General features: G+C 68.1%; 22 protein-coding genes. 10 read left to right on the top strand and 12 right to left on the bottom strand.

Translation table 11 applies throughout. The features are described 5' to 3' along the window. Positions 1-8 precede the first annotated feature (8 nt). Complete coding sequence (locus tag ACYVN4_RS09805) at positions 9-581, top strand: TetR/AcrR family transcriptional regulator (protein ID WP_460719456.1); 573 nt, start codon at positions 9-11, stop codon at positions 579-581. Positions 582-634: 53 nt separating this feature from the next. Further along, positions 635-2,329, top strand: a complete 1,695-nt coding sequence (locus ACYVN4_RS09800; protein ID WP_460719454.1) for a hypothetical protein — start codon at positions 635-637, stop codon at positions 2,327-2,329. A gap of 7 nt (positions 2,330-2,336) precedes the next feature. Here ACYVN4_RS09800 and ACYVN4_RS09795 read toward each other — a convergent pair whose 3' ends face one another. From ACYVN4_RS09795 to ACYVN4_RS09780, 4 genes are read right to left on the bottom strand one after another with little or no spacing between them, the layout of a single operon-like run. Next, entirely contained in the window at positions 2,337-2,957 is a 621-nt protein-coding gene (locus tag ACYVN4_RS09795; RefSeq protein WP_460719452.1) for an NUDIX hydrolase, read from the bottom strand. A gap of 10 nt (positions 2,958-2,967) precedes the next feature. After that, positions 2,968-4,221, bottom strand: coding sequence for an adenylosuccinate synthetase (locus ACYVN4_RS09790; protein WP_460719450.1), 1,254 nt, complete (start codon positions 4,219-4,221; stop codon positions 2,968-2,970). Positions 4,222-4,249: 28 nt separating this feature from the next. Beyond that, positions 4,250-5,230: a hypothetical protein gene (locus ACYVN4_RS09785; RefSeq protein ID WP_460719448.1), complete on the bottom strand. Its 981-nt coding sequence runs from the start codon at positions 5,228-5,230 to the stop codon at positions 4,250-4,252. A 5-nt stretch (positions 5,231-5,235) separates the two neighbouring features. Continuing rightward, positions 5,236-6,255 carry a protein kinase family protein gene (locus tag ACYVN4_RS09780; protein ID WP_460719446.1) on the bottom strand — a complete coding sequence of 340 codons (1,020 nt, stop codon included), beginning with the start codon at positions 6,253-6,255 and terminating at the stop codon, positions 5,236-5,238. A gap of 218 nt (positions 6,256-6,473) precedes the next feature. On the opposite strand from ACYVN4_RS09780, the gene ACYVN4_RS09775 reads away from it, so the two are divergent. Together ACYVN4_RS09775 and ACYVN4_RS09770 are read left to right on the top strand one after the other, a co-directional pair. Continuing rightward, positions 6,474-7,037, top strand: coding sequence for a DUF4334 domain-containing protein (locus tag ACYVN4_RS09775; protein WP_460720547.1), 564 nt, complete (start codon positions 6,474-6,476; stop codon positions 7,035-7,037). 86 nt (positions 7,038-7,123) lie between these two features. Continuing rightward, a complete protein-coding gene (locus ACYVN4_RS09770) occupies positions 7,124-8,356 on the top strand; it encodes an FAD-dependent oxidoreductase (RefSeq protein WP_460719444.1) in 1,233 nt (410 codons plus the stop codon). A gap of 107 nt (positions 8,357-8,463) precedes the next feature. Here the strand turns inward: ACYVN4_RS09770 and ACYVN4_RS09765 are convergent, their stop codons facing one another. The 3 genes from ACYVN4_RS09765 to ACYVN4_RS09755 all read right to left on the bottom strand — a co-directional run bounded on the left by ACYVN4_RS09765 (position 8,464) and on the right by ACYVN4_RS09755 (position 11,005). Then, positions 8,464-9,090, bottom strand: coding sequence for an alpha-ketoglutarate-dependent dioxygenase AlkB (locus tag ACYVN4_RS09765; protein ID WP_460719442.1), 627 nt, complete (start codon positions 9,088-9,090; stop codon positions 8,464-8,466). Positions 9,091-9,166: 76 nt separating this feature from the next. Next, complete coding sequence (locus ACYVN4_RS09760; protein ID WP_460719440.1) at positions 9,167-10,051, bottom strand: alpha/beta fold hydrolase; 885 nt, start codon at positions 10,049-10,051, stop codon at positions 9,167-9,169. 39 nt (positions 10,052-10,090) lie between these two features. Next, on the bottom strand, positions 10,091-11,005 hold the full coding sequence (locus tag ACYVN4_RS09755) for an alpha/beta fold hydrolase (protein ID WP_460719438.1): 915 nt from the start codon (positions 11,003-11,005) through the stop codon (positions 10,091-10,093). Between the two features lie 91 nt (positions 11,006-11,096). On the opposite strand from ACYVN4_RS09755, the gene ACYVN4_RS09750 reads away from it, so the two are divergent. Next, the gene (locus ACYVN4_RS09750; RefSeq protein WP_460719436.1) at positions 11,097-11,696 is read left to right on the top strand and encodes a TetR/AcrR family transcriptional regulator; all 600 of its coding nucleotides are present in this window, start codon (positions 11,097-11,099) and stop codon (positions 11,694-11,696) included. Positions 11,697-11,702: 6 nt separating this feature from the next. On the opposite strand, the gene ACYVN4_RS09745 is transcribed toward ACYVN4_RS09750, so the two are convergent. The 5 genes from ACYVN4_RS09745 to ACYVN4_RS09725 all read right to left on the bottom strand — a co-directional run bounded on the left by ACYVN4_RS09745 (position 11,703) and on the right by ACYVN4_RS09725 (position 17,098). Beyond that, a complete protein-coding gene (locus tag ACYVN4_RS09745) occupies positions 11,703-12,590 on the bottom strand; it encodes an alpha/beta fold hydrolase (protein WP_460719434.1) in 888 nt (295 codons plus the stop codon). A gap of 24 nt (positions 12,591-12,614) precedes the next feature. Beyond that, the gene (locus ACYVN4_RS09740) at positions 12,615-13,676 is read right to left on the bottom strand and encodes a mechanosensitive ion channel family protein (protein WP_460719431.1); all 1,062 of its coding nucleotides are present in this window, start codon (positions 13,674-13,676) and stop codon (positions 12,615-12,617) included. Between the two features lie 56 nt (positions 13,677-13,732). Then, the gene (locus tag ACYVN4_RS09735) at positions 13,733-15,121 is read right to left on the bottom strand and encodes an MFS transporter (RefSeq protein ID WP_460719429.1); all 1,389 of its coding nucleotides are present in this window, start codon (positions 15,119-15,121) and stop codon (positions 13,733-13,735) included. Continuing rightward, positions 15,118-15,564: a MarR family winged helix-turn-helix transcriptional regulator gene (locus ACYVN4_RS09730; protein WP_460719427.1), complete on the bottom strand. Its 447-nt coding sequence runs from the start codon at positions 15,562-15,564 to the stop codon at positions 15,118-15,120. The genes ACYVN4_RS09735 and ACYVN4_RS09730 overlap by 4 nt, the downstream gene beginning before the upstream one ends. 82 nt (positions 15,565-15,646) lie before the next feature. Beyond that, positions 15,647-17,098, bottom strand: coding sequence for an APC family permease (locus tag ACYVN4_RS09725; RefSeq protein ID WP_460719425.1), 1,452 nt, complete (start codon positions 17,096-17,098; stop codon positions 15,647-15,649). A gap of 104 nt (positions 17,099-17,202) precedes the next feature. Here ACYVN4_RS09725 and ACYVN4_RS09720 point away from each other — a divergent pair, with 104 nt between their 5' ends. The 5 genes from ACYVN4_RS09720 to ACYVN4_RS09700 all read left to right on the top strand — a co-directional run bounded on the left by ACYVN4_RS09720 (position 17,203) and on the right by ACYVN4_RS09700 (position 22,036). Then, positions 17,203-18,411: an ROK family transcriptional regulator gene (locus ACYVN4_RS09720; RefSeq protein WP_460719423.1), complete on the top strand. Its 1,209-nt coding sequence runs from the start codon at positions 17,203-17,205 to the stop codon at positions 18,409-18,411. An 89-nt stretch (positions 18,412-18,500) separates the two neighbouring features. Beyond that, complete coding sequence (locus ACYVN4_RS09715) at positions 18,501-18,911, top strand: nuclear transport factor 2 family protein (protein WP_460719421.1); 411 nt, start codon at positions 18,501-18,503, stop codon at positions 18,909-18,911. 235 nt (positions 18,912-19,146) lie between these two features. Further along, entirely contained in the window at positions 19,147-19,785 is a 639-nt protein-coding gene (pyrR, locus tag ACYVN4_RS09710) for a bifunctional pyr operon transcriptional regulator/uracil phosphoribosyltransferase PyrR (protein WP_460719419.1), read from the top strand. Beyond that, entirely contained in the window at positions 19,782-20,747 is a 966-nt protein-coding gene (locus ACYVN4_RS09705) for an aspartate carbamoyltransferase catalytic subunit (RefSeq protein WP_460719417.1), read from the top strand. Before pyrR ends, ACYVN4_RS09705 begins: the two co-directional genes overlap by 4 nt. Further along, positions 20,744-22,036, top strand: a complete 1,293-nt coding sequence (locus ACYVN4_RS09700; protein WP_460719415.1) for a dihydroorotase — start codon at positions 20,744-20,746, stop codon at positions 22,034-22,036. The genes ACYVN4_RS09705 and ACYVN4_RS09700 overlap by 4 nt, the downstream gene beginning before the upstream one ends. Positions 22,037-22,047: the final 11 nt, after the last annotated feature.

Raw genomic sequence — 22,047 nt, 5'->3', positions numbered from 1 at the left:
GTGGTGATATGGACCGGCCCAAGGAACGCGCCGACGCCGCCCGCAACCGGGAGGCAATCCTGACCGCGGCGCGCAAACTGTTCGCCGAGGAGGGGGCCGACGCCGCCTCGATGGAACGGATCGCCGCCGCGGCCGGAGTCGCCAAGGGCACGCTGTTCCACCGCTTCGGCAGTCGCGCCGGGCTCTTGCACGAACTGATCGCCGAGGGCGCGTTCGGACTGATGGAGGCTGTCCGGTCGGGCCCCCCGCCGTTGGGTCCGGGTGCCCCGGCCGGGGAGCGCCTGCTCGCCTACTTCGATGCCATGACCCGCCTGATCGCCGACGACATCGAGATCTCGGTCGCCTATCGGGCAATTCCCCCGCATCCGCGCGCCGAGGAACTCCACGTCTTCTGGGCCACCCACATCGCCACCCTGCTGCACGAGGTTCGCCCCGATCTCGATGCCGAGGTGGTCGGCGGCCTGCTGCTGGCGCCCCTCGGCGGCGATCTCGTCCCGTACATGGTCCGTGCCGGTCAGCGTGACCGTCTGCTCGAAGCCGTCCGCCAGCTCGTCGTGTCGGTGATCGATCCTCCGGTGTGAGTTGCGTGCCCCGAGAATCATTGGGGCCCAGTGGTAGTCGCTAGATTGGGCCCGTGCTGAGGATCGACCTGGACCGGGTGCGGGCATTGCTGGCGGAATCGTCTGCGGGGCGCGGCGAGCCGTGGCAGCTCGCCGTGGGCGAGTCCGGCGCGTTGCTGGATGAGGTGCGAGCGCTGATCGGCCACGCGGAGCCGGGTGTCCGGCGCGACACCTGGGACGCGCTGGATCGGGTTGTCGACGAAGGGAATCGGGACGACTTCTTCGATCTGCTGCTCATCCATCTCGACATCGTGCAGTTCCGGAGACTGCTGACCGACCCGGATCCCGCTGTCCGGCAACGGGTGTGGCGAATGAATCTCGCGGGCTATCGGCGGGAAGAGTTCGTCGAGATGACTGTGGCACTGCTGGGCGACGAGGATTTCGCCTACGCCTGGCCCGACTGTGTCGAGGTGCTGCGCAATCCGATGCCGTTCACTCTCTTGGTCGAGCGGCTTGCCGATTCGACGAATACGGCGCTGATCGAGCAGCTTTGGTGCACGCTCGGGTTACCGGGCGGGATCGACGGTGTGCCCGCGTTTCCGGCCGAACCGGTGCCCACGACCGCTGGCACCTGCCAGTTCTCCTGGGATTGCGAACAGCGCACGGTGGATCGGTGCCCGCATCTGCCGATCGCGGTGGCACTGCTCGGTAGTTCTCTCGAAGAGGTTCGGGAGGAGGCGTTCTCGGCGTTGGCATCGTTCGGTCCGGATGTATCGGGTGTGCTCGCGGCGCTGCCGCGGTCACACCGTGTGGCCCGACGGCGGGCGTTGACGCTGCTGGTCGAATTCGGTTGGCAACGGCTCCCGGTGGACGATCTTCGGGTCCTGGAGCGGCTGATCCGGATGAAGCAGCGGCTGGAAACGCCGCAGCCACTGGATATCGCCCGGGTGCACGGTTGCTGGTTCGCGATACCGACGACCGATCAGGCGGCGGTGCTGGACGTCCTCGGATTGCGGGACGCGATTCCCGCGACCCTGCGGATGGGATTCGCGCCCTGGCAGGGGACCGAGCCGATGCGCATTTCCGGGCTCATCGATCCCCGCGACAGGTCGCAATACCAGTTCTTCGACGTCTACCCCGAGGTCTTCGTGACCCCGGCGTTGGACGGCTGGACGCTGGCGTTCTACAAGGACAACATTTTGAACGCGAGCCCGGACGCGCCCGTGCTGCCCGAGCGTCACCGGATCTATCCACGGTTGGAGCGCTTGAGTTTCGAGTTCGGCACGGCGCACTGGTTCCACCAACTCGTCGGTGGTTACGACGACGGCAGCTGGAGCCAATGGTGTGTCGCGCAGGACGGCGATGTCCGTGTGCACTGCGTGTCCTCGTTCGATGTCAGGATCTACCGGTCCGACGGGTTCGATCCGGACGGCCCGTTGGACGGCTTGTATGCGTGGCTTACCGCGAACGACCCCCGGCGCGAACCACATTCGCCGCCGGTCGAGCCGCCGGACATCGCGACCTACCTGAGCATCCTGCGCGCGTACCCCGACGCGCGATACCTGACCGACGAGGACGAGGACGACGGGAACTTCGAGTCCGCGACCTGCCAGCAGGACAGGGTCTTCGGCGCGCGCGGCGTATCCGCGCGGCTGTCACTGGATCTGGAGTCTCTCGGCCCGCACACCCGCGTCCAAGGCGGGGGCGTGCTGGCGGTGCCGGCCGGTCTGCGACCGCGCTACCCGCGTCGCGGTGTGCTGCCGATCTAGTCGCCCGCTAGAACGACCAGATGGCGGCCGGGCGTCCGGTGGCCTTCACCCGGACGCGTTCGCCGGTGCGGTCGAGGCCGGGGATGGCGGCGAGGGTGCGGTTGAGGTTGCCCGGGTCGGGTTTGCTGCCGTGCAGGGCGGTGGTGAGGCCGACGGCGCGGGTGGCGGTGAACTGGTCGCCGGTCAGCGCCCGGGTGAATGCCAGGTCCTTCCAGAGCATCTCGGCCAGGCGGGCGCGCGCGGTGTCGATGATCTGGTTGTGGTCGAAGGCCAGCGGCGGGACCTCGTCGAAGGGGAACCAGGTGGCGGTGTCGCCGGTGTGCGGGCCGACGACGGCCCACATGGCGATCGAGAGGGTCGGTCCGCGCGGGTCGCGATTGGGTTCGTCGAAGGTGGCGATCTGGCCGACGGCGAGGATGGCCGCTTCGGGGACACCGAGTTTGGTGTGGACCGCGCGGTGGGCGGCCTCGGCGAGGCGTTCGCCGAGCCCGAGCAGGACGCCGGGCAGGGCGAGCTCACCGGCGAACGGCTCCCACCGCCGCGCGGCGACGCCGAGCGTGGCGGTGGGGTCGTCGCTGCCGTAGCGCAGGGCGATCACATCGATGGATACCGCGGATTGTTGCTCCACAAAACGACAATCATGCCTCAGCGGCGATCCGGATCCGGCGGTCGGCCCGGTCCGGGCCGTGTCCGGTGAGCACGACCGGTGCGCCGAGCGCGGTTTCGAGGTAGCCGGGGACGTCGGCGGGCAGGTCGGTCAATGCCGGGGTGGCGGCCTCGAGCAGGCCGGTCAGTGCCCGCTGATGGTCGAGGTCCTGCCAGACGCCGGGTGTGAGCCGGTCCAGGCAGCCGTCGGGGGTGAGATAGCCGGTGGCGGTGCGAATGTCGCCCAGGGTGTCGAGGTGGTTGACGGCCAGACCGTCGATGCCCGCGCAGGCGTCGACGGCGTAGCGCAGCAGCAGCGGATCGAGGTGCCCGCGCCGGAACGCGCCCTGGTAGTCGCCGGTGCCGTTGTGCGGCTCGGGAATCCGCAGCGCCGGATCCTCGGTCGGGAACGGTCCCGCGCCGTGCCGGGTCATGTACGCGCGGGTCACGCCGAGCACGTAGCCGGGAGCCCCGAGGCGCGCGAGCATGCCGCGCGCATGGCGGGGTTCGACGGTCGACCAGGTGGTGTAGGGGTGCAGCCCCCGCCATTCGTCGAGCAGCACCCCCTGCGCGCCCTCGAAGACGAGCCGCCCGGTGCTCGCGAAGGCGGCGAGCTGATCGCCGGGCAGGATCGCCACCGCCCGTGCGAACGCGGTGTAGGCGTCGACGAGCTCCTCGATCGGGTCGTAGCGGTGCGCGCCGCCCGCGATCAGCGGCGCATAGTGCCCTTCCAGCGCGATCAGCTTGCGCCGCAACACCTCCGGCCGCAGGCAGTCGGCGACCCGGGGCGCGTCGTGCTCGAGCGCGTAGCTCGCCGTCTCGCCGATCCCGATGCCGCACGAACCGTGGCGGGAAGTGCCCCTCGTATCCTCCCGGCAACGGTTGGCGGCCCCGTGGATCGGCGTGGTGAGCAGGGCCCGCTCGTCCACGTAGAGCAGCGACAGCGGATCGGCGACCCCGAGGGCGGCGAGCTGCCTGGCCTCGGTCGCCAACGCCAGCGGTTCGACGAGCATGTATTTCGACAGCAGGGTCGGCACTCCCGAGAGCGTGCCGGACCCGAACTGGCGGAAGGTGTGGTGGCGGCGGTCGGCGACCACATTGTGGGCGGCCTGCGCCCCGCCGTTGAACCGCACCACCGCGGCCACGTCGAGCCCGGCCGCCGCGGAGCACAGCCAGTCGACGGTGGCGCCTTTACCGGCATCGCCGAAGCCGAGGTCTACCACGATGAGGTGGCGGTCGCCGAACATGAGCTGTCCCTTCGCTTCTGGTGGATGTTCAGAGATCGACGTCGTCGTCCCCGACGGTGGCGGGCAGCGCGCCGACGCTGCGGCCGCGCCGGGTGCCGCCCAGCGGTGCCAGTGCCTTGCCGACCGCGTCGGCCTCGCTGGTCGAGCCGATATCACGCAGGTCGGCCAGCCCGGCCCCGAGATCGACCCGGTCCTCGCCGATGCCGATGGTCAGCGCGATGAGCTCGCACACCGCCGCCGGATCATCCAGGCGCAGGAACCGCTCGCCCAGCAGCCCCTGCCAGTGCTCGGCGATCTCCGGATCCCGGTAGTAGCTGGACTGATTGGGCAGGATGTAGTGCACGTGCCAGCGGTCGGCCAGCTCCCGATAGACGGAGTCGACCGCGATATCGCTGGGCACGTCGTCACCGATCACGTCGCGAATGTGCTTGGCGGTCAACCGCTTCTTGTTCAGCTCGTCGCCGACGATGAACAGGTAGCCCTTCTGTCCGCGCTTCTCCCAGGCATCGGTGGCGGTGTGGCGGGCGATGAAATACGCGGCCAGTTCATAGCTTTCGGACTTCTGCCCGCCCCCACCGCCCTCCAGCAGGATCAGCCGCAGCTGCTCGTCCATCCGATTGTCGGATTCGAACTGCCCGACCTGCAACGGCACCCGGTCGCTGTCGGCGTCGCCGATGGCCCCGAACAGGATCTGCGGATCATCGGCATAGCCCTTGCGCTGCAACAGTCCGTGCAGCTTGGCCAGCTTCTCCTGCATGATGCGCGGCACGCTGCCCATCGATCCGGTGACGTCGAACAGCACCGCGATCGGCAGCGAATTCCCGTGGTCGGCCGAGTCTCTCGACTCTCGCACGCCCACACCCAGCGGATCCAGCGTCGGGTGCGCCTTCCACTTGTCCCACGGCACCGACCGCATATCCGCGGTGTAGCCGAAGTCGTCGAGTCCCTTGGCGGCGCGGAAGGTCCGCGCCGCGTCGTACGCCCGGTCGTCCCAGCTTCCGTAACCCATTGCTATCACTTACCTTTCGTGAGCTCGAAGGGCCGGAAGCGGCGCTTCCCGTAGAGCCGGTCGAGCAGGTCGTCGAATTCGCCGAGCAGGTCCGCGGCGTCGGGCCGCAGCCTGGGATCGGTTTGCAGGCAGCCCGCGGCGTAGGCGCGCAGGGGTGCCGGGGCGCGATCGCCGAGCATGGTGAGCATCAGGCGATGCGCGAGGTAGACGTCGGTGGCGGGGGAGACCCGGTCGCGGATCTCGGGCGGGTAGTCCAACGATTTGAGGGTCGCGGCCGCAGGTTGACCGGTCCGGGTGGCGAAAGACCAGCCCACCAGCACGATTCCGTGCAACCGCGGATGCACCAGCACGTTGGCCGGAGTGATCGCGGTGTGCACCCAACCCGACAGTTCCGCTCCGGCGAGACACCGCAGCAGGCGGCGATGCATCCACGCGTAGTCGCGGGGATCGAGCCCGCCAGGGTAGGCGGCGTGGATGTCCTCGAGGGAGAGGAACTCGTCGGTCAGGGCGCCGAGCACGTTCACCGTCCGGTGTTCGCCGGTGGCGGAGTCGAGATGGTCGACCGTGTCCACGAGTTCGGGGAAGTACGGCCGCAACCACCCGTGGCGCTCGGTCACCGTCGCGATGTCGCGCAAAGCGTTTCGTTCCCCGGCCAGCAGCCGGTTGGCCGCCGTGCGGCGCGGGATCTTCACGACCCGGTCCGAACCGCTGCGGTACACATCGGCGATCGATCCGCGGGCGTGTAGCGCCCCGACCGGGTAGCGGCCGCGCGTGCCGGTCACCTCGAAGTCCGCCTCGTCCAGCTCCAGCCACTGCCGGTATAGCTCGGCCAGCCGAGTGAACGCGGCACCCGCGATGCTCGCGTCCACGGCTTCGACGCGGTCGGGATGGACGAGTGCGGCCAGCCGGTGATAGTGCCGCCGGGCGGCGGTGCGGGCGGTGGAATCGGTTGCGGCGGAACCGAAGAGATCCTCCGGACGCTCTGCCGCCCGGATGGTCTCGGCGGTCTCTCGCGCTGTCGTCATGCGTTTTAGGCTAGACGACTAAAACATCGAGCGCCAGGGAAATTGCGCATCTTTTTGTGGATTCGACAAAAAGCCTGACCGGCGCTGTTGGAGATCTACGGCATCGACATATTCGGCCAGTCCGGCCGTCGGACTGTCACTCTGGCTCTAACGAGTCCACCGAATCCGGAACTAGGGTGAGAGAAATTGTGTCGTTGACTCTCATCGAGGAGATCATGATGGTTGCCGCCGACTCGGCGACGGACGGTCCCGCGCGACTGCGGGCACTGCTGGAGCACGGTGCCACGCCCGCGCAGGCCTGGGAGTTGTTCGACAGCCTGCCCGCGGTGCGGGTCGAGGAGATCACCACCGGTCGGTGGCGTGGCGACGAGGTCGCGACGGGACATCCGTGGGACGGGCTGCTCGTCGCAAGCGGGTGGTACGGCAAGCAATTCGACAGCGCCGACAGCGTGCAGCCGTTGCTGTTCGCCGGGCCGGGCGGGGACATCTTCCCCGTCGACCCCGGCCGGGCGCCACTGTCGCTGGCGGGCAAGGTGCCGGTGACGGCGCTGCGTCCCGTGCGGGGCGCACTCGATGTGTTGCGGCCGCTGCTGCGCACCCGGGTGCCGCGCGCGCGGCTGCGGAATCTCGAGTTCCGGGGAAAGACCAGCGCCGCAATGATCTACGACCAGTTGCCGATCATCGACATCTTCCGGCACGTCGACGAGGACACGCTGCTGGGCGTGATGGACAAGCGCGGGCTGACCGAACCGTACTTCTTCGTCCTCTACCGCGACCGCTAGCGGCTCCCGCGAAGCGCCTGTCCCCGAGCCGGATTCGGCCTACCATCGAATTCGACGGTAGTAAGTCATCGGCCGGGGAGGCCCCGATGGAACGCACGACCTGTCTGATCGCCGGTGGGGGACCGGCGGGAATGTTTCTGGGACTAATGCTGGCGCGCGCCGGTGTCGAGGTCACGGTGCTGGAGAAACACGGTGACTTCCTGCGCGACTTCCGCGGCGACACCGTGCACCCCACCACGCTGGAACTGATCGACGCGCTGGGGCTGCGCGAGGACTTCGCGAAGCTACCGCAGCGGCGGCTCAATGACATCCAGATCCCGATCGGTGGCCGCATGGTCCCGCTGGCCACGCTCGCGCACATCCCGGGCCGGCACAAGTACATCGCCATGGTGCCGCAGTGGGATCTGCTGGACCTGCTGGCGCGCGCCGGTGATGTCGAACCGGCATTCCGGCTACGGATGAACACCGAGGTGATCGACCTCGTTCACGAGGGCGGCACCGTCGCCGGGGTCCGCTATCGCGCGAAAGACGGTGCGACCGGCGAGATTCGCGCGGACCTCACGGTGGCCTGCGATGGCCGCGCCTCGGTGCTGCGCGCGGCGGCCGGGCTCGGCGTGCGCAGCTGGGCGACCCCGTTCGATTCCTGGTGGTTCCGGATTCCACGCCACGGCACCGATCCGTCCGGTCTGATCCCGGTGCTCAGTGCCGACCGGATGGTCATCATGTTCGACCGCGGCGACTACTTCCAGTGCGCCGCCCTCATCGCCAAGGGCAGCGACCCGGAACTGCGTGCGCGGCAACCGGTCGGCGTCATCATGAGCGGGGTGGCGGCGGTGGTGCCATGGCTGGCCGACCGCACCGGTGCGCTACAGACCTGGGACGAGGTGAAACTCCTCGACGTGAAACTCGATCGGCTCGATCGCTGGTATACCGACGGCCTGCTCTGCATCGGCGACGCCGCCCACGCCATGTCCCCGGTCGGTGGCGTCGGCATCAACCTCGCGGTCCAGGACGCGGTGGCCACGGCACGCATCCTCGGGCCGAAACTGGTGTCGCACACCGTCACTACCGCGGACCTGGCCCGCGTGCAACGTCAGCGCACCCTGCCCACCGCCGTCATCCAGGGCATGCAGCGCATCGCGCACGCCAGGCTCATCGGCCCGGCCGTCGCCGGAAGGTTGAACCTGTCGAACGCACCGCAGCCGCCAACGGCCCTGCGCATTTTCCGGCGCATCCCGGTGCTGCGCAGCGTGCCGGTGACGCTGGTGGCGCGCGGCGTCATTGCCGAGCGGGTACCGGATTTCGCCCGCCGCACCTGACCACCCCTCGCGCGGAACGCATCCCGTCCCGCGCGAGGAGTGTGCGCGGCGTCCGGACCCCTCGTCTGTACGACCGGACGCCGCGCCGGGTGGGCTCCGGCATCCGCCTACCGGACGCCGCGGGGGCGGAACTGAATGCTGATGCGCGGGCCGACCGGCCGTTTCGTCTTGGGAATGGCGTGCTCCCAGGTCCTTTGACAGGAGCCGCCCATCACGATGAGATCGCCGTGGCCGAGCGGATACCGCACGCTCGCACCGCCGCCGCGCGGCCGCAGCAGCAGGGCGCGCGCCGCACCGACGGAGACGATGGCCACCATGGTGTCGTCGGTGGCCCCGCGCCCGATCGTGTCCCCGTGCCAGGCGACACTGTCGTTCCCATCGCGGTAGTAGCACAGTCCCGAGGTGGTGAACGGCTCCCTGAGCTCCTCGGAGTAGTACGCGCTCAACGCTTCTCGCGCCTCGGTCAACGCCGGGTCCGGTAGCTCGCGCCCCTCGTCGTAGAAGCACAGCAGCCGTGGCACATCCACCATCCGGTCGTACATGGCCCGCCGATCCGCCCGCCACGGCACCCCGGCCGCGAGGCGTTCGAACAGTTCGTCGGCCCCGCTCAACCAGCCGGGCAGCACATCCACCCACGCGCCGTCCCCGAGCTCGGTGCGCCGGACCCCCTCCAGCGCACCGACCCCGACCTCCCCGAATCCATCGAGCAGCGATCCCTGCAATGGCGTCGACATGCGTTCGAACCTAACACAAGATCGAACATATGTTCGGATCTTGTCGAAATCCCGCGCATGCCGCGTCAGTGATCGCTCAGGCCCGCACCTGATCGTGCTGCTTCACGAACTCCAGGAACCGGGGAATCACCTGTTCCGGGATGGCCCACAGCATCTCGTGGCCCACACCGGGATAGATGTCGACGACCGCTCCCGCGATGTGCTCACGCGCCCGTTGCGCCCCGACTTCCGGATCGTTGGCGACCGTGGTGGCTCCGAACAACACCATCGTCGGCGCGGTGACGGCCGCCAGCTGCTCGTCGGTGAGGGGCCGCTCCCACGGCATGGCGATCCGGAACTTGATCGCGCTCAGGATCAAGGTCCAGGCTTCCTCGCGGTGCTGCAGGCCCGGCGTCAGCCACTCGACGAGCTTTTCCATCCGCTTGCGCGTCGGAATGATCCCGCCGACCAGGAATTTGAACAGCACGCTCCACTTGGGCTTGGCGAAGGTGGCCCCGCCCGGCTCGAACATGGTCAGGCTGGCCAGCCGTTCCGAGCGCTGCACGCCGACCAGCAGTGACAGCCACGAGCCGACCGAATAACCGGCCAGGTGCACACGATCCGCCCCGAGCCCGTCGAGCACCTCGATCAGCCAGGCGACGATGTCGGCCTCGTCGCGCAGGGGAGCGGTCTGCTCGCTGCGCCCGGCCCAGCCCAGCGGATCGATCGCGTACACCACGCGATCCCGCGACAGGTCCGCGATCACCGACTCCCAGAACAGGCTGTTGCCCGGCATGCCCGGCAGCAGCACGATCGGGATGTCGTACCCGGACCCGGATTCACGCACCCGGGTGGTCCCGTACGAGGTCTTGATATCGAGTTCGGTCGACGGTACCGGCCATTGCGCGGCGACGACGTCATAGGCGCTCAGATACTTCGCCTTGGCCTTCGCGCTGATGAAACGTCCGATCTTGTCGGCCATATCGGGCCTCCTCTTCCTCTTCGAAGCTGTGGTTCGGATCTAGTTGGCAGGGGACGTGTTTGCCGGATCGTGCAGGCTGGCGAAGCTCAGAATCCGATCGAGCACGGCGGTTTGGTGGGGTTCCTTCATCAGCAGCCCGTGATGCGCGCCCGGATAGATCTCCACCTCGCAGTCGGGCATCTGTGCCCGGGCGCGCGCGGCGGCACGTTCGGGATCGCACAGCACCGTCTCGGCCCCGTAGATGATCAGCGTCGGTGCCGTAACCGCCTGCAGCTCTTCGTCTGTCAGCCGCTGCGGCCACGGCGAACGGGTCTGGTATCCGAGTCCGGCTCGCGCACAGGCCATTTCCTCGGCGACGGGAACATTGCCCGGCATCAGCCACTCGGCCGCCTTGCGCATGTTCTTCTCCGACGGCGGAATGGCATAGCGAATCATCTTGAACAGCACGCCCCACGGCGTCTTGTCGACCGACCCGCCGGGTTCGACGAGCAGCAGGCTCGCGATGCGGTCGGAGCCGTCGACACCCGCCATGAAGGCTCGCCACGCGCCGTCGGAATAGCCCATGATGTGGGCGCGCGGCAGCTCGAGTGCCGCCAGTGTTTCGTCCAGCCAGGTGCGGTAGTCGGTCCTGCCCGTGATGGGTGCGGTCTGCACGCTGAGCCCCGCCGCGCCGATGGTGTCGAGCGCGTAGACCGTCCGTCCGGCGGTGAGTCGCCCGATGATCGGATGCCAGCCCGCACCATTGCCGTTCAAGGGCGGAAGCAATACCATCGGCGTCCCCTCGCCGCTACCGCACTTGCGGACATGTGTTGTCCCGTAAGAAGTTTCGACGTCGAGCTCGGTGAACGGAATCGTCCACATCGCCGACAGTGACGCATAGGCCTGCATGTAGGCGTCCTTGGCCGCCTCGCTCTTCCATTGCCCGATCTTGGCCATCGCGCCTCCCCTGTTCATCTCCGTTGATGATATGACCGTACCATAAAGATGGTATGGGCGTACCATCAAAAACTTCCCATCCCCGAGGAGTCACAGGAGAACGGTTCACATGCCACGTCTGGTCGATCACGAGCAGCGACGGCGGGAGATCACCACCGCCGCACGGAAGGTCATCGCCGCAGGTGGGCTGGATGCTGCCACCTTCCAGGCGGTGGCAGCCGAGGCGGGGATCTCGGTGCGGCTGATCCAGTACTACTTCGGCACCAAGCGCGATCTGATGCTGGCGACCCATCAGGCCGTGGTGGCCGACTGGGGCAAGGGGTTCGCGGAATCACTCGGAGCGCTCGGGCCGGATGCGTCGGCCCGGGAGGTGATCCGGGCGGTGTCGATCGGCCTGATTCCGTTGGACGAGGTGAAATTCCAGGACAATCTGGTGTTCGCGGCGTTCCATGCGGCCAATCTGACCGGCAACACCGTGACCTCGGAGGAGATGATGGGCGCGCCGCGGTATCTGATGACGAGTTTCACCGAGCAGTTGCGCCGGGAGCGATCCGATGAATCAGACGCGCTCACAACGGAACTCGATGCCGAGCTGATCGTGCTCGCGGTGACCGGTGTCAGTCAGGCGATCCTGGCGGGCGGGACCACCCGGGAGCGTGCGGTCCAGTTGCTCGACCACATGCTCGACCGGGTGTTCACGGCCGAATAAGGCTGGTTACTCCTGTGTGACGACCTGGGCGCGCACGAAATCTACGACCGCGTCGGTGAATTCGTCATTGGCGTCGCTGGCGGCGGTGTGCGCGGCGCTGTTGATCTCGGCGTAGTCGGCGTGCGGGACCAGCGCGCGGAAGGCGGCCACACCCTCGTCGCTGACCACGTCGGAGAGCGCGCCACGCACCAGCAGCACCGGGATGGTGAGTTGGCGGGCAGCGTTTTCCAGCAGTTCGGTCTGCACGTCGATCTCTTCGCCGCGCCCGTCGCCGCGCGGCGACAGCATGGCCGGATCCCAGTGCCAGTACCAGCGGCCGTCCTCGCGCTGACGCAGATTGCGTTGCAGCCCTTCGGGATTGCGCGGGCGGCGACGGTGGGGGAGGTACTCCGCGACGGCGTCGGCAGCCTCCTCGAGGCTCGCGAAGCCTTCCGGGTTGCTGCCCAGGAAGTTGATCACCCGCTCGACGCCCTTGCGTTCGGGGCGCGGCACCACGTCGACGAGTACCAGGCCCGTAATGCGTTCGCGCTCAGGGTGAGTGGTGGCGATGAGCCCGGTCAGTCCGCCCATGCTGGCCCCGACGACGAACGCGGGCTTGCCGAGTTCGCGCAGCACCGCCATCAGGTCCTCGACCATGGCGTCGCGGCGGTAGTTGCCCTCCGGGTCCCAGTCGCTGTCGCCGTGGCCGCGCGCGTCCAGCAGGACCGCGTGCATGCCGGCCTTGGCCAGCGCCAGCCCGGAGTCCTTCCAGGATCCGCGGGTCTGGCCGCCGCCGTGCAGGAACACCACCAGTGGCCCGTCCTGGGGTCCCCAGGAGTCGCCGGCGAGGGTGATGCCGCCGTGCCCACGGAAGCTCACCGGGGCCGGTTCGGAGAATTCAGCGTCGTTGCTCACCCTCCGAGCATCGCACACGTCGGTTTACGGTGTATGAAGACCGGCCGGTAGCAAAGATCGGGGATCGTTCTCCGGGGCGAAGGTGAGTGTCCGCATCGGGAACGGGATGGTGATACCTACTTCCCGGTAGCGGCGGTGCAGGGCCTTGATGAACTCGCTGACCAGCAGATATTGGTCCTCGTAGTGCCGCGTGCGCAGGACCACCCGGAACTCGACACCGGACTCGCCGAAGGTGTGGAACCGCACGCGCGGGTCCGCGCCCGCGAAACCCACATCGAGTCCCTTCATGACTTCGCGGGCCACTTCGAGGGTCACCGCCTCGACCTCGTCGAGATCGCTGTCGTAACTCGTGGACACCTCGACGGTGACCGCCATGTCCTGTTCGGGGCGGTGGAAGTTGGTGAGGATGCAGTCGGCGAACTTGCGATTGGGCACGATGATGAAGTTGCCGGGGATGTCCTGGATGGTGGTGGTTCGCCAGTTCACATCGCTGACCCAGCCCGTCTCGCCGGACTCGATCTTCACGAAGTCGCCGGGCTGGACCGTCTTGGAGGCCAGGATGTGCACGCCCGCAAAGAGATTGGCGAGGGTTCCTTCCAGGGCCAGGGCGATGGCCAGCGCGCCGATACCCAGTGCGCCCAGTAGCGGGGTGATCTGCACGCCCACTGAATCGAGGGTGATGAGCACGCCGAGCACGAACACGATCACGCGAGTGATGGTGGAGAACAGGCTGACCGACCCCGAAATGCCGGTGATCCGCCGGGCGACCGTGGTTACCACCTCCGCGGCCAGCCGCGCCAGCGCATAGGTAACCGCGATCATGAACGCGGCCTCGAGGATCCGGTGCACGGCCTGTGGTGAGAACGGCAGACCGTTGGGCAGCGACAGCGCGATGAGCAGGCCGGTCAGCGAACACAGCGGCATCGCCAGGTCGCGGGCGAGGCCGAAGCCCATGCGGTGCACGGCCAGTTCGCGCGCCGAGGTCTTGGCGGCGATCCGGTCCACCACCCGCCGGGCGAGGATCCCGAGTAATGGGCCGAGCAGGGCGATGACGACGGTCAGCGTCCAGATCAACGGCTTGTTCATCCGAGATTCCTCCCAGCATCAGTGGTGGGGTGGAACGGCTGCGCGCAACCTCCGGATCATAGCGAGCGATCGAACACCGACAGGCACAGGCACAGCGCGGCCGCTACCAGCATGAACGCCGCCAGATGATGCAGCCCGGCGGCGCCGGAGCCCGGGGTGAGGAACGCGCCGCTGACCGCCGCAGACCCGATCGCGCCGAAGTAGGCGAAGGTGCGCAGCAGCCCGGCCGAGGAACCGATGCGCTCGGGTTCGGCCTGGTGGTAGAGGGCATTCTGATTAGCCAGATTATTGAGGCCCTGAGGGATGCCGTTGAGGACGGCGGCGGCGACCAGTAACCACAGCGCCGCGCCCGCGTGCAACGTCAGCAGCAGGACGGTCATGAGCACCTGGCAGATGCCGCCGACGAGCAGTTTGCCGCGAATCGCGCTGCGGCGTCCGGTGATTGCGGAGATGCCGATGGCGGTCAACGACATGGGCAGCAGGATCAGCCCCGCCCCGGCGGCGGTGAGTCCGCGACCCTCTTCCAGCCATTGGGTGAAGCCGTAGAGAAAGCAGTAGCCGACGAGTGAGGTCAGCAGGGTGCGGGTGTAGGTGGCGAGCAGCGGCAGGTTGCCCGCGAGCAGCCGGACATCGAGAAATGGCCGCTCGACCCGCGTTTCGCGCCAGATCAGCGCAATCGCCGCCGCGACCGCGAGGGCGGGTAGATACCAGTGCGCCACTTGCGGTTTCATCAGGAAGAACAGAATGCTGATCAGCGTCAGCGTGAACCACGCGATGCCCGGCAGGTCGATATCCGTCCACCAGCGCGGCTTGGTGGCCGTCGTGTCACGCTGTGGCACGGCGGTTTTCGTTATCCGCCGCCATCCGATCGCGACGCAGAACAGCGCCAGCGGCAGGTTCACCGCGAAGGTGGTCCGCCAGCCGCCGAGGTGAATCAGCAGCCCGCCCAGCGTGGGTCCGATGACCGCGATGGTCTGGGTGGCGACCGCGAGCACGGCCAGCACCCCGGCCGGACTGTCCTTGCCGGTGCGCTGGGATTCGCTGCGAATCAGGTACATGGACGCGGGATAGCCCGCGCAGGTACCGAATCCGAGGATCACCCGGGCCAGCACCAGCACCCACAGGCTGGGCGCGAGCATGCCCAGCAGGCCCGCGAAACCGGTGAGCGCCGCACCGGTCAGATACAGCCGCCGCGGCCCGTAGAGGTCGATGAGCCGCCCGACCACCGGCTGTCCGATGGCGGTGGCCAGATACAGCGCCGACACCAGCCACGCGGTCTGCGCCGCCGGTGCGCCGAAGGCCACGCCGATCGGCACCAGCGAGACGGCCAGGATGGACGAATTGATCGGGTTCAGAATCGAACTGCTGATCATGGGCAGCAGCAGTCGCCGGTCGAACCCGTCGGGCGGCTGGGCCCGGGCTCGCCGGTGGAGCACGGAAATCATTGCGCCCCGAGTCTTTCCAGCAGCCGCAGGGCGTCCAGGAGGGTCTGTCGCTCGGCTTCGGTGTAGCCGTCCTGCAGGGCGGAGGTGAGCCATTCCTGTCCGGCCTGCGAGCGCCCGGCCATCAGTTCGCGCCCGGTGGCGGTGAGCGAAACCAGTTGCCGCCGACCGTCCTTCGGGTCGGGGCGGCGTTCCACATAGCCCTGCTCGGTCAGCATCGACAGGTGGGTGGCGATGGCTTGCGGGCGGACGCGTTCGGCGGCGGCGATCTCACTGGCAGTGGCGTCGCCGTGTTTCAACCGGCTCAGCACCGAGAGCTGCGAGGGTGTCAGCTCCCGATTGTCCGATGCCTCGAGGAAGCGGCGTCGCAGGCGGCTGACCAGCACGCGGAGTTCGCGTGCGGCCTGGATCGAGGAGTCGGACAGGACCGCCGGGGCATCGGGCATGCCCTCCACGGTAGATAGACAATCCAGATTGCGCAATTGTGATTGAACAATCTGGATTGTCTATCCCCTCATCGTGGGCCGGTCAGCTCGCGGGAGCGGCTTCGGTCTCCAGGTATTCCTCGTGGATCTGCTTGGGACCGAACGGCCAGATCTTCTCCAGTCGGGACCACCCGAGGAAGGCGACCAGGCCCAGCGCGGTCCAGGCCAGGGACCATTCGATCGGATGCACCCCGGGGTTGGCCTTGTCGGCGTAGCCGTAGATGACCGCCCAGCCGATGCCCGCCACGATCATGGGCAGGGGATACAGCAGCATCTTGTACGGCCGGGAGAGGTTCGGCTGGCGTCGCCGCAGCACCACGACCGCCGCGATCTGGGCAAACGCCTGCACGATCACCATGACCGTGGTCAGCAGTGAAATCAGTACCGCCAGTGGGGGATGCGTGGCCGAGGTGCCGACGTGGCGGGCGAAGACGAAGCCCGCCGCGGTGATCACACCCATGACGATCAGGCCGAGCACCGGGAATTGGTGGCGGGGATGCAGGCGGCCGAAGGATTTGAAGAACACGCCGTCGCGGGCCGCGTCGAAGGGCACGCGGGAGCCACCGAGCAGGCCGGTGAACACCGAGGCGAAGGCGGTGATCAGGATCAGCACGGTCACAACGTTCGCCGCGCCCTTGCCCATGGTCTTCTCCAGCACCGCCGATGCGACCGATTGTGAGGCAACGTTGTTCGAGTCGAGCATGTCGTGCCAGTCGATGACGCCGAGCACGCCGATCTGCATGCCCAGGTAGATCACCATGACCGCGAGCACGGCGTAGATGATCGAGCGCGGCAGCACCCGGCCCGGATCCTTCAGCTCGGCACCGATGTACGCGCTGGTGTTGTAGCCCAGGTAGTCGTAGATGCCGATGGTCAGCCCGGATGCGAAGCCCAGCCAGAAGCTGCCGTGCCCGAAATCGATCGCGTGCGCGGGCCAGGTGAAGGCCATGCTCGGATGGAAGTGCGTGAAAGCGGCCAGGATCACCGCCGCCACCGACACGATCATCACGCCCCACATCACCACGGTGATGCGGCCGATGGAATCGACCCGCCGCCACAGCAGGACGACCACCAGCGCCACCACGGCGAGGCCGACGATATCGCCCTGCCCGGTGGTCATCGACGGCCACAGATAGGTCAGGTACTGGACCAGTCCCTGCACGCCCGTCGACATGATCAGCGGAATGAAAAGGATTGCGGTCCAGACGAACAGGAACGGCATGAGTCGTCCGCTGCGGTACTGGAACGCCTCGCGCAGGTACACGTAGGTGCCGCCCGCGCCGGGCATACCCGCGCCGAGTTCGGCCCAGATCAGGCCGTCGGCCAGGGCCAGCACGGCGCCGGCGACGAAGCCGATGACGGCCTGCGGTCCGCCGAAGGCGGCGACCATGAGGGGGATGGTGACGAAGGGTCCGATGCCGACCATCTGGCTCATATTGATGGTCGTGGCCTGGAACAGGCCGATTCTTCGGGGCAGGGTGCGGGGGCCGGTCATGGCTGCCTCCGGGGCGCGCTGGGGGAGGGCGTAAGGATTTTGTAAAGTTAAATTCCTTTACTATCTGAGTCAAGGGGTCGGGCCGATTGTTTACAGTCGGCCCGGTGACGCATCAGGATCGGAGTGCGATGGACGAACTCCCGTGGAACAGGCAGCGTTTGCGCAGCAACAACGAATGGCTGCTGCTCGAACAGCTACGCACCGCCGGACCCAGCTCGCGCGCCCAGTTGGCCCGCGACACCGGGCTGTCCAAGCCGACCGTGTCCAGCGCCCTTGCCACCCTCCAGCAGCACGGCCTGGTCCGTGAGATGGGGACGCTCGCCCCCGAACGCGGTCGTACGGCCGTCGTCTACGAACCGGATCCGACCGCGGGCTACGTGCTGGGTCTGGATGTGGGCCGCGCCTTCCTTCGCATCGCTGTCGCGGATCTGTCCGGAAAAGTGCTGTCCCGCACCGACGTTCCCAACCGGGTCCGCACCGCCAGCGCGCTCTCGCAGCTGGCCGCCGACGCAGTCCGCGAAACCCTCTCCGACGCAGGCATTTCCGTCGCGGATGTGGTCCACACCGTGCTGGGCAGCCCCGGCGTCTTCGATCCGCAGGACGGCCGCATGCACTACGCGGTCAACCTCCCCGGCTGGGGCCGCGCGGGCCTGCTCGACGAACTCCGCGACGCCCTCGGCGTCACCGACCTGTCCGTCCACAACGACGCCAACCTCGCCGCCCTCGGCGAATACGCCCACGGCGGCGGCCGCGGCAGCCGCCTGTTCGTCTACGTCCTCATCGGCACCGGTCTCGGCGTCGGAATCGTCTCCCGCGGTGAACTTTTCACCGGAGCCCACGGCGCGGCCGGCGAAGTCGGCTTCCTCCCCGCCGCTTTCGGCGACCCTGCCGCCGGAGCCTCCCGCCGCGGCGCGCTCGAGGAGGCGGTAACCGCCGATGCCGTCGTGCGCGCGGCCCGTGACCGCGGCATGACCGGCCGCCTCACCGCCAAACGTGTCTTCGACGCCGCCCGTGCCGGAGACCCCCTCGCCACCGATGTCGTCCGCCAAGAGGGTGAGCGCATCGCCTTGGTCATTGCGGCCGTCACCGCCGTCCTCGACCCCGACGTCATCGTCGTCGGCGGCGGCCTCGGCCGCAGCGCCGACCTCCTCCTCGATCAGGTCCGCACCGCCCTGCAACGCACCACCCCACTGCGCCCCACCGTCCGCCCCAGCGAACTCGGCGACGACGCCGTCCTCCTCGGCGCGATAGCCACCGCCCTACGCACCGCCCGCCCCCAGGTCTTCGACCGCCGCACCCTCGGCGGCCGCTGAACGTCCGCCACTCGACATCGCCGCGGATCGCCAACTCCGCGGCCGATTCTCGCCAGCGTGGCGGGTTTGCGGTGGTGACGATGGTGATCATGACGACGGATGCGATGACAACACTGAAGGGCTTCTATGCGGCCGAGGCCGCCTACCTCACCGAGGGAGCCGGATTCGAGGAGATGGCCCGCTACCTCGCACCGGATGTCGTGATGCATCAGGCCGAGAGTCTGCCCTACGGCGGACTCTGGCACGGCCGTTGCGGATTCCGTGGCTTCCTGGAGGCGATGGCCGCCGCCTGGGATGGACTGTGGTTCGACGAGCAGCAATTTCTGACCGATGGGGATCGGGTCGTGGTCTTCAGTCGCGGCCGCCTGCGGGCGCGCGCCAGCGGGCGGATGGTGGAAACTTCGTTGCTGCAGTGGATCAGCTTCGAGGACGGTTTGATCACCGAATTCCGGCCCTACTACCAGGACACGTCGGTCGTGCTGGCCGCCCTGGCGGAGTAGCCGCGGCCGGTCGGCGTGAACCGCGCCACAACGCGCCGACGCTGGTATTGCTGCGGACTTGCTGGTGAGACGGGTTGTGTGGGGTTGGGGCAGGTCGGAGCCGGTGGGGGCGCGGCGCGCCGGGGTGGGTTGCGGAGGGGGTGCGGGGTGAAAGGGCCGGAAGGGCGCTGGTAGGGTTCGTCGGCGAAAGACATCCTTTAACGGACCGTCCCGTGAGGCGGGGAAGGAGGTCGGCATGGCTGTGCCCGAAGATAGGGCGGCCAAGTCGAGCGCTGCCGAGTTCTCGCAGCGGCACGACCCGGACAAGGTGGAGACGGGGCGCGAGCTGCTCTCGGATTCGGATGTCGGCCGGACGATCGCGCGCATGGCGCACCAGATCATCGAGAAGACGGCTCTGGACTCCGGCGACCCGACGCTTGCCCGCGTGGTGCTGATCGGTATTCCCACTCGCGGAACCACTCTCGCTCATCGTCTGGCGAACCGGATCGAGGAATTCTCCGGTGTGCGTCCCGCGATGGGTTCCCTGGATATCACCCTTTATCGGGATGATCTGCGCTCCAAGCCGCATCGTCCGCTCGAGCGCACCTCGGTGCCCGAGGGCGGGATCGAGGACGCGCTGGTGGTGCTGGTCGACGATGTCCTGTTCTCCGGCCGCACCGTCCGCTCCGCGCTGGACGGCCTGCGCGATCTGGGCCGCCCGCGCGCGGTGCAGCTCGCCGTACTCATCGATCGCGGCCATCGCGAACTCCCCATCCGCGCCGACTATGTCGGCAAGAACGTCCCCACCGCCCGCACCGAGGACATCTCCGTGCTGCTGCGCGAGCACGACGGGCGCGACGGTGTGTACCTGCGTCAGGAAGGTGGCAACGAGTGAAGCACCTGCTGTCGGTCACCGACCTGGATCGGGACGCGGCCACCGGTTTGCTGGACGAGGCGGAACGGTTCGAGCAGGCATTGCTGGGCCGCGAGGTCAAGAAGCTGCCGACGCTGCGCGGACGCACCGTCATGACCGCGTTCTTCGAGAACTCCACCCGCACCCGGGTCTCCTTCGAGGTCGCGGGCAAGTGGATGAGCGCCGACGTCATCAATGTCAGCGCGTCGAGTTCCTCTGTCGCCAAGGGTGAATCGCTGCGCGACACCGCGCTGACCCTGCACGCGGCGGGCGCGGACGCGCTCATCGTGCGGCACCCGGCCTCCGGCGCGGCGCATCAGATCGCGCGCTGGTTCGCCGAAATGGACCAGGACGCAAGCGGTTACGCCGGTCCCGGCCCCGCGATCATCAATGCCGGTGACGGCATGCACGAGCACCCGACCCAGGCGCTGTTGGACGCGCTGACCCTGCGTCAGCGCCTCGGCGACCTCGAGGGCAAGCGGGTCGTGCTGGTCGGCGACATCCTGCACAGCCGGGTCGCGCGCTCGAATGCCTTCCTGCTCAGCACCCTCGGTGCCGAGGTGGTGCTGGTCGCGCCGCGCACCCTGCTGCCGATCGGTGTCGAAGCCTGGCCGGTGCGGATCTCCGACGCCCTGGACGCCGAGCTGCCGGGCGCGGACGCGGTCATGATGCTGCGCGTGCAGGCCGAGCGCATGAACGGCGGGTTCTTCCCGTCGGCGCGCGAGTACTCGATCCGCTACGGGCTCAACGAGCGTCGCTTGAACATGCTCGACGACCACGCGGTCGTGCTGCATCCGGGTCCGATGCTGCGCGGCATGGAGATCGGTTTCACCGTGGCCGACTCCCCGAAAGCGGCGGTGCTGCAACAGGTCAACAACGGTGTCCATATGCGCATGGCGGTGCTGTTCCGCCTGCTGGTCGGAACCGACGAGGTGGTGGCATGAGCGTCCTGATCAAGAATGTCCGTCTGTACGGCGAAGGTGAAGCGGTCGACGTGCTGCTCGCCGACGGCGAGATCCGCGAGATCGGCGCGGGCCTGACGGCCGACGATGCCGAGATCGTCGACGGCACGGGGCAGTTCCTGCTTCCCGGCTTCATCGATATGCACACGCATCTGCGCGAGCCGGGTCGTGAAGACACCGAGACCATCGAAACCGGCTCTGCCGCAGCGGCTCTGGGCGGCTACACGGCGGTCTTCGCGATGGCGAACACCAGCCCGGTCGCCGACAACGCGGTCATCACCGACCACGTGTGGAAGCGCGGCCAGGAGGTCGGCCTGGTAGACGTGTACCCGGTGGGTGCGGTCACCGTCGGCCTCGAGGGCAAGCAGCTCGCCGAAATGGGCACCATGGCAGCCGGTCTCGGCCAGGTGCGCATGTTCTCCGACGACGGCATGTGCGTTTACGACCCGCTGATCATGCGCCGCGCACTGGAGTACGCGAACTCGCTCGGAGTGCTCATCGCGCAGCACGCCGAGGAGCCGCGCCTGACCAAGGGCGCTGTCGCGCACGAGGGTCCGAACGCCGCCCGCCTGGGCCTGGCCGGATGGCCGCGTGCCGCCGAGGAGTCCATCGTGGCGCGTGACGCGCTGCTGGCCCGCGATGCCGGTGCGCGCGTGCACATCTGCCACGCCTCCACCGCGGGCACCGTCGAACTGCTGAAATGGGCCAAGGCGCAAGGCATTTCGATCACCGCCGAGGTCACCCCGCACCACCTGCTGCTGGACGACTCGCGCCTGGAGACCTACGACGCGGTCAACAAGGTCAACCCGCCGCTGCGTGAGACCTCCGATGTGGCCGCGCTTCGTCAGGCGCTGGCCGACGGAGTTATCGACTGTGTCGCCACCGACCACGCCCCGCACGCCGATCAGGACAAGTGCTGCGAATTCGCGGCCGCGCGTCCCGGCATGCTCGGCCTGGAGACCGCGCTGTCGATCATCGTGGAGACCATGGTCAAGCCGGGCCTGCTCGATTGGCGCGGTGTCGCCAAGGTCATGAGCGAGAATCCGGCCGCGATCGTGGGCCTGGACGATCAGGGCCGACCCCTTGCGGTCGGCGAGCCCGCGAACGTGGTGCTGATCGACCCGGCCGCCGAATGGACGGTCGAAGCCAAGGAATTGGCTTCCATCGCCCGCAACACCCCGTTCCAGTCGATGACCCTGCCCGCGAAGGTGACCGCCACCTTCCTGCGCGGCAAGGCCACCGCCCGGGACGGCAAGATCGTCGCCGGTTAGCGGCGGGTGGG

Source organism: Nocardia heshunensis (assembly GCF_054782115.1).
Note: the sequence above shows the minus strand (reverse complement) of the source record. Positions and strands in the feature narration are given on the sequence as shown.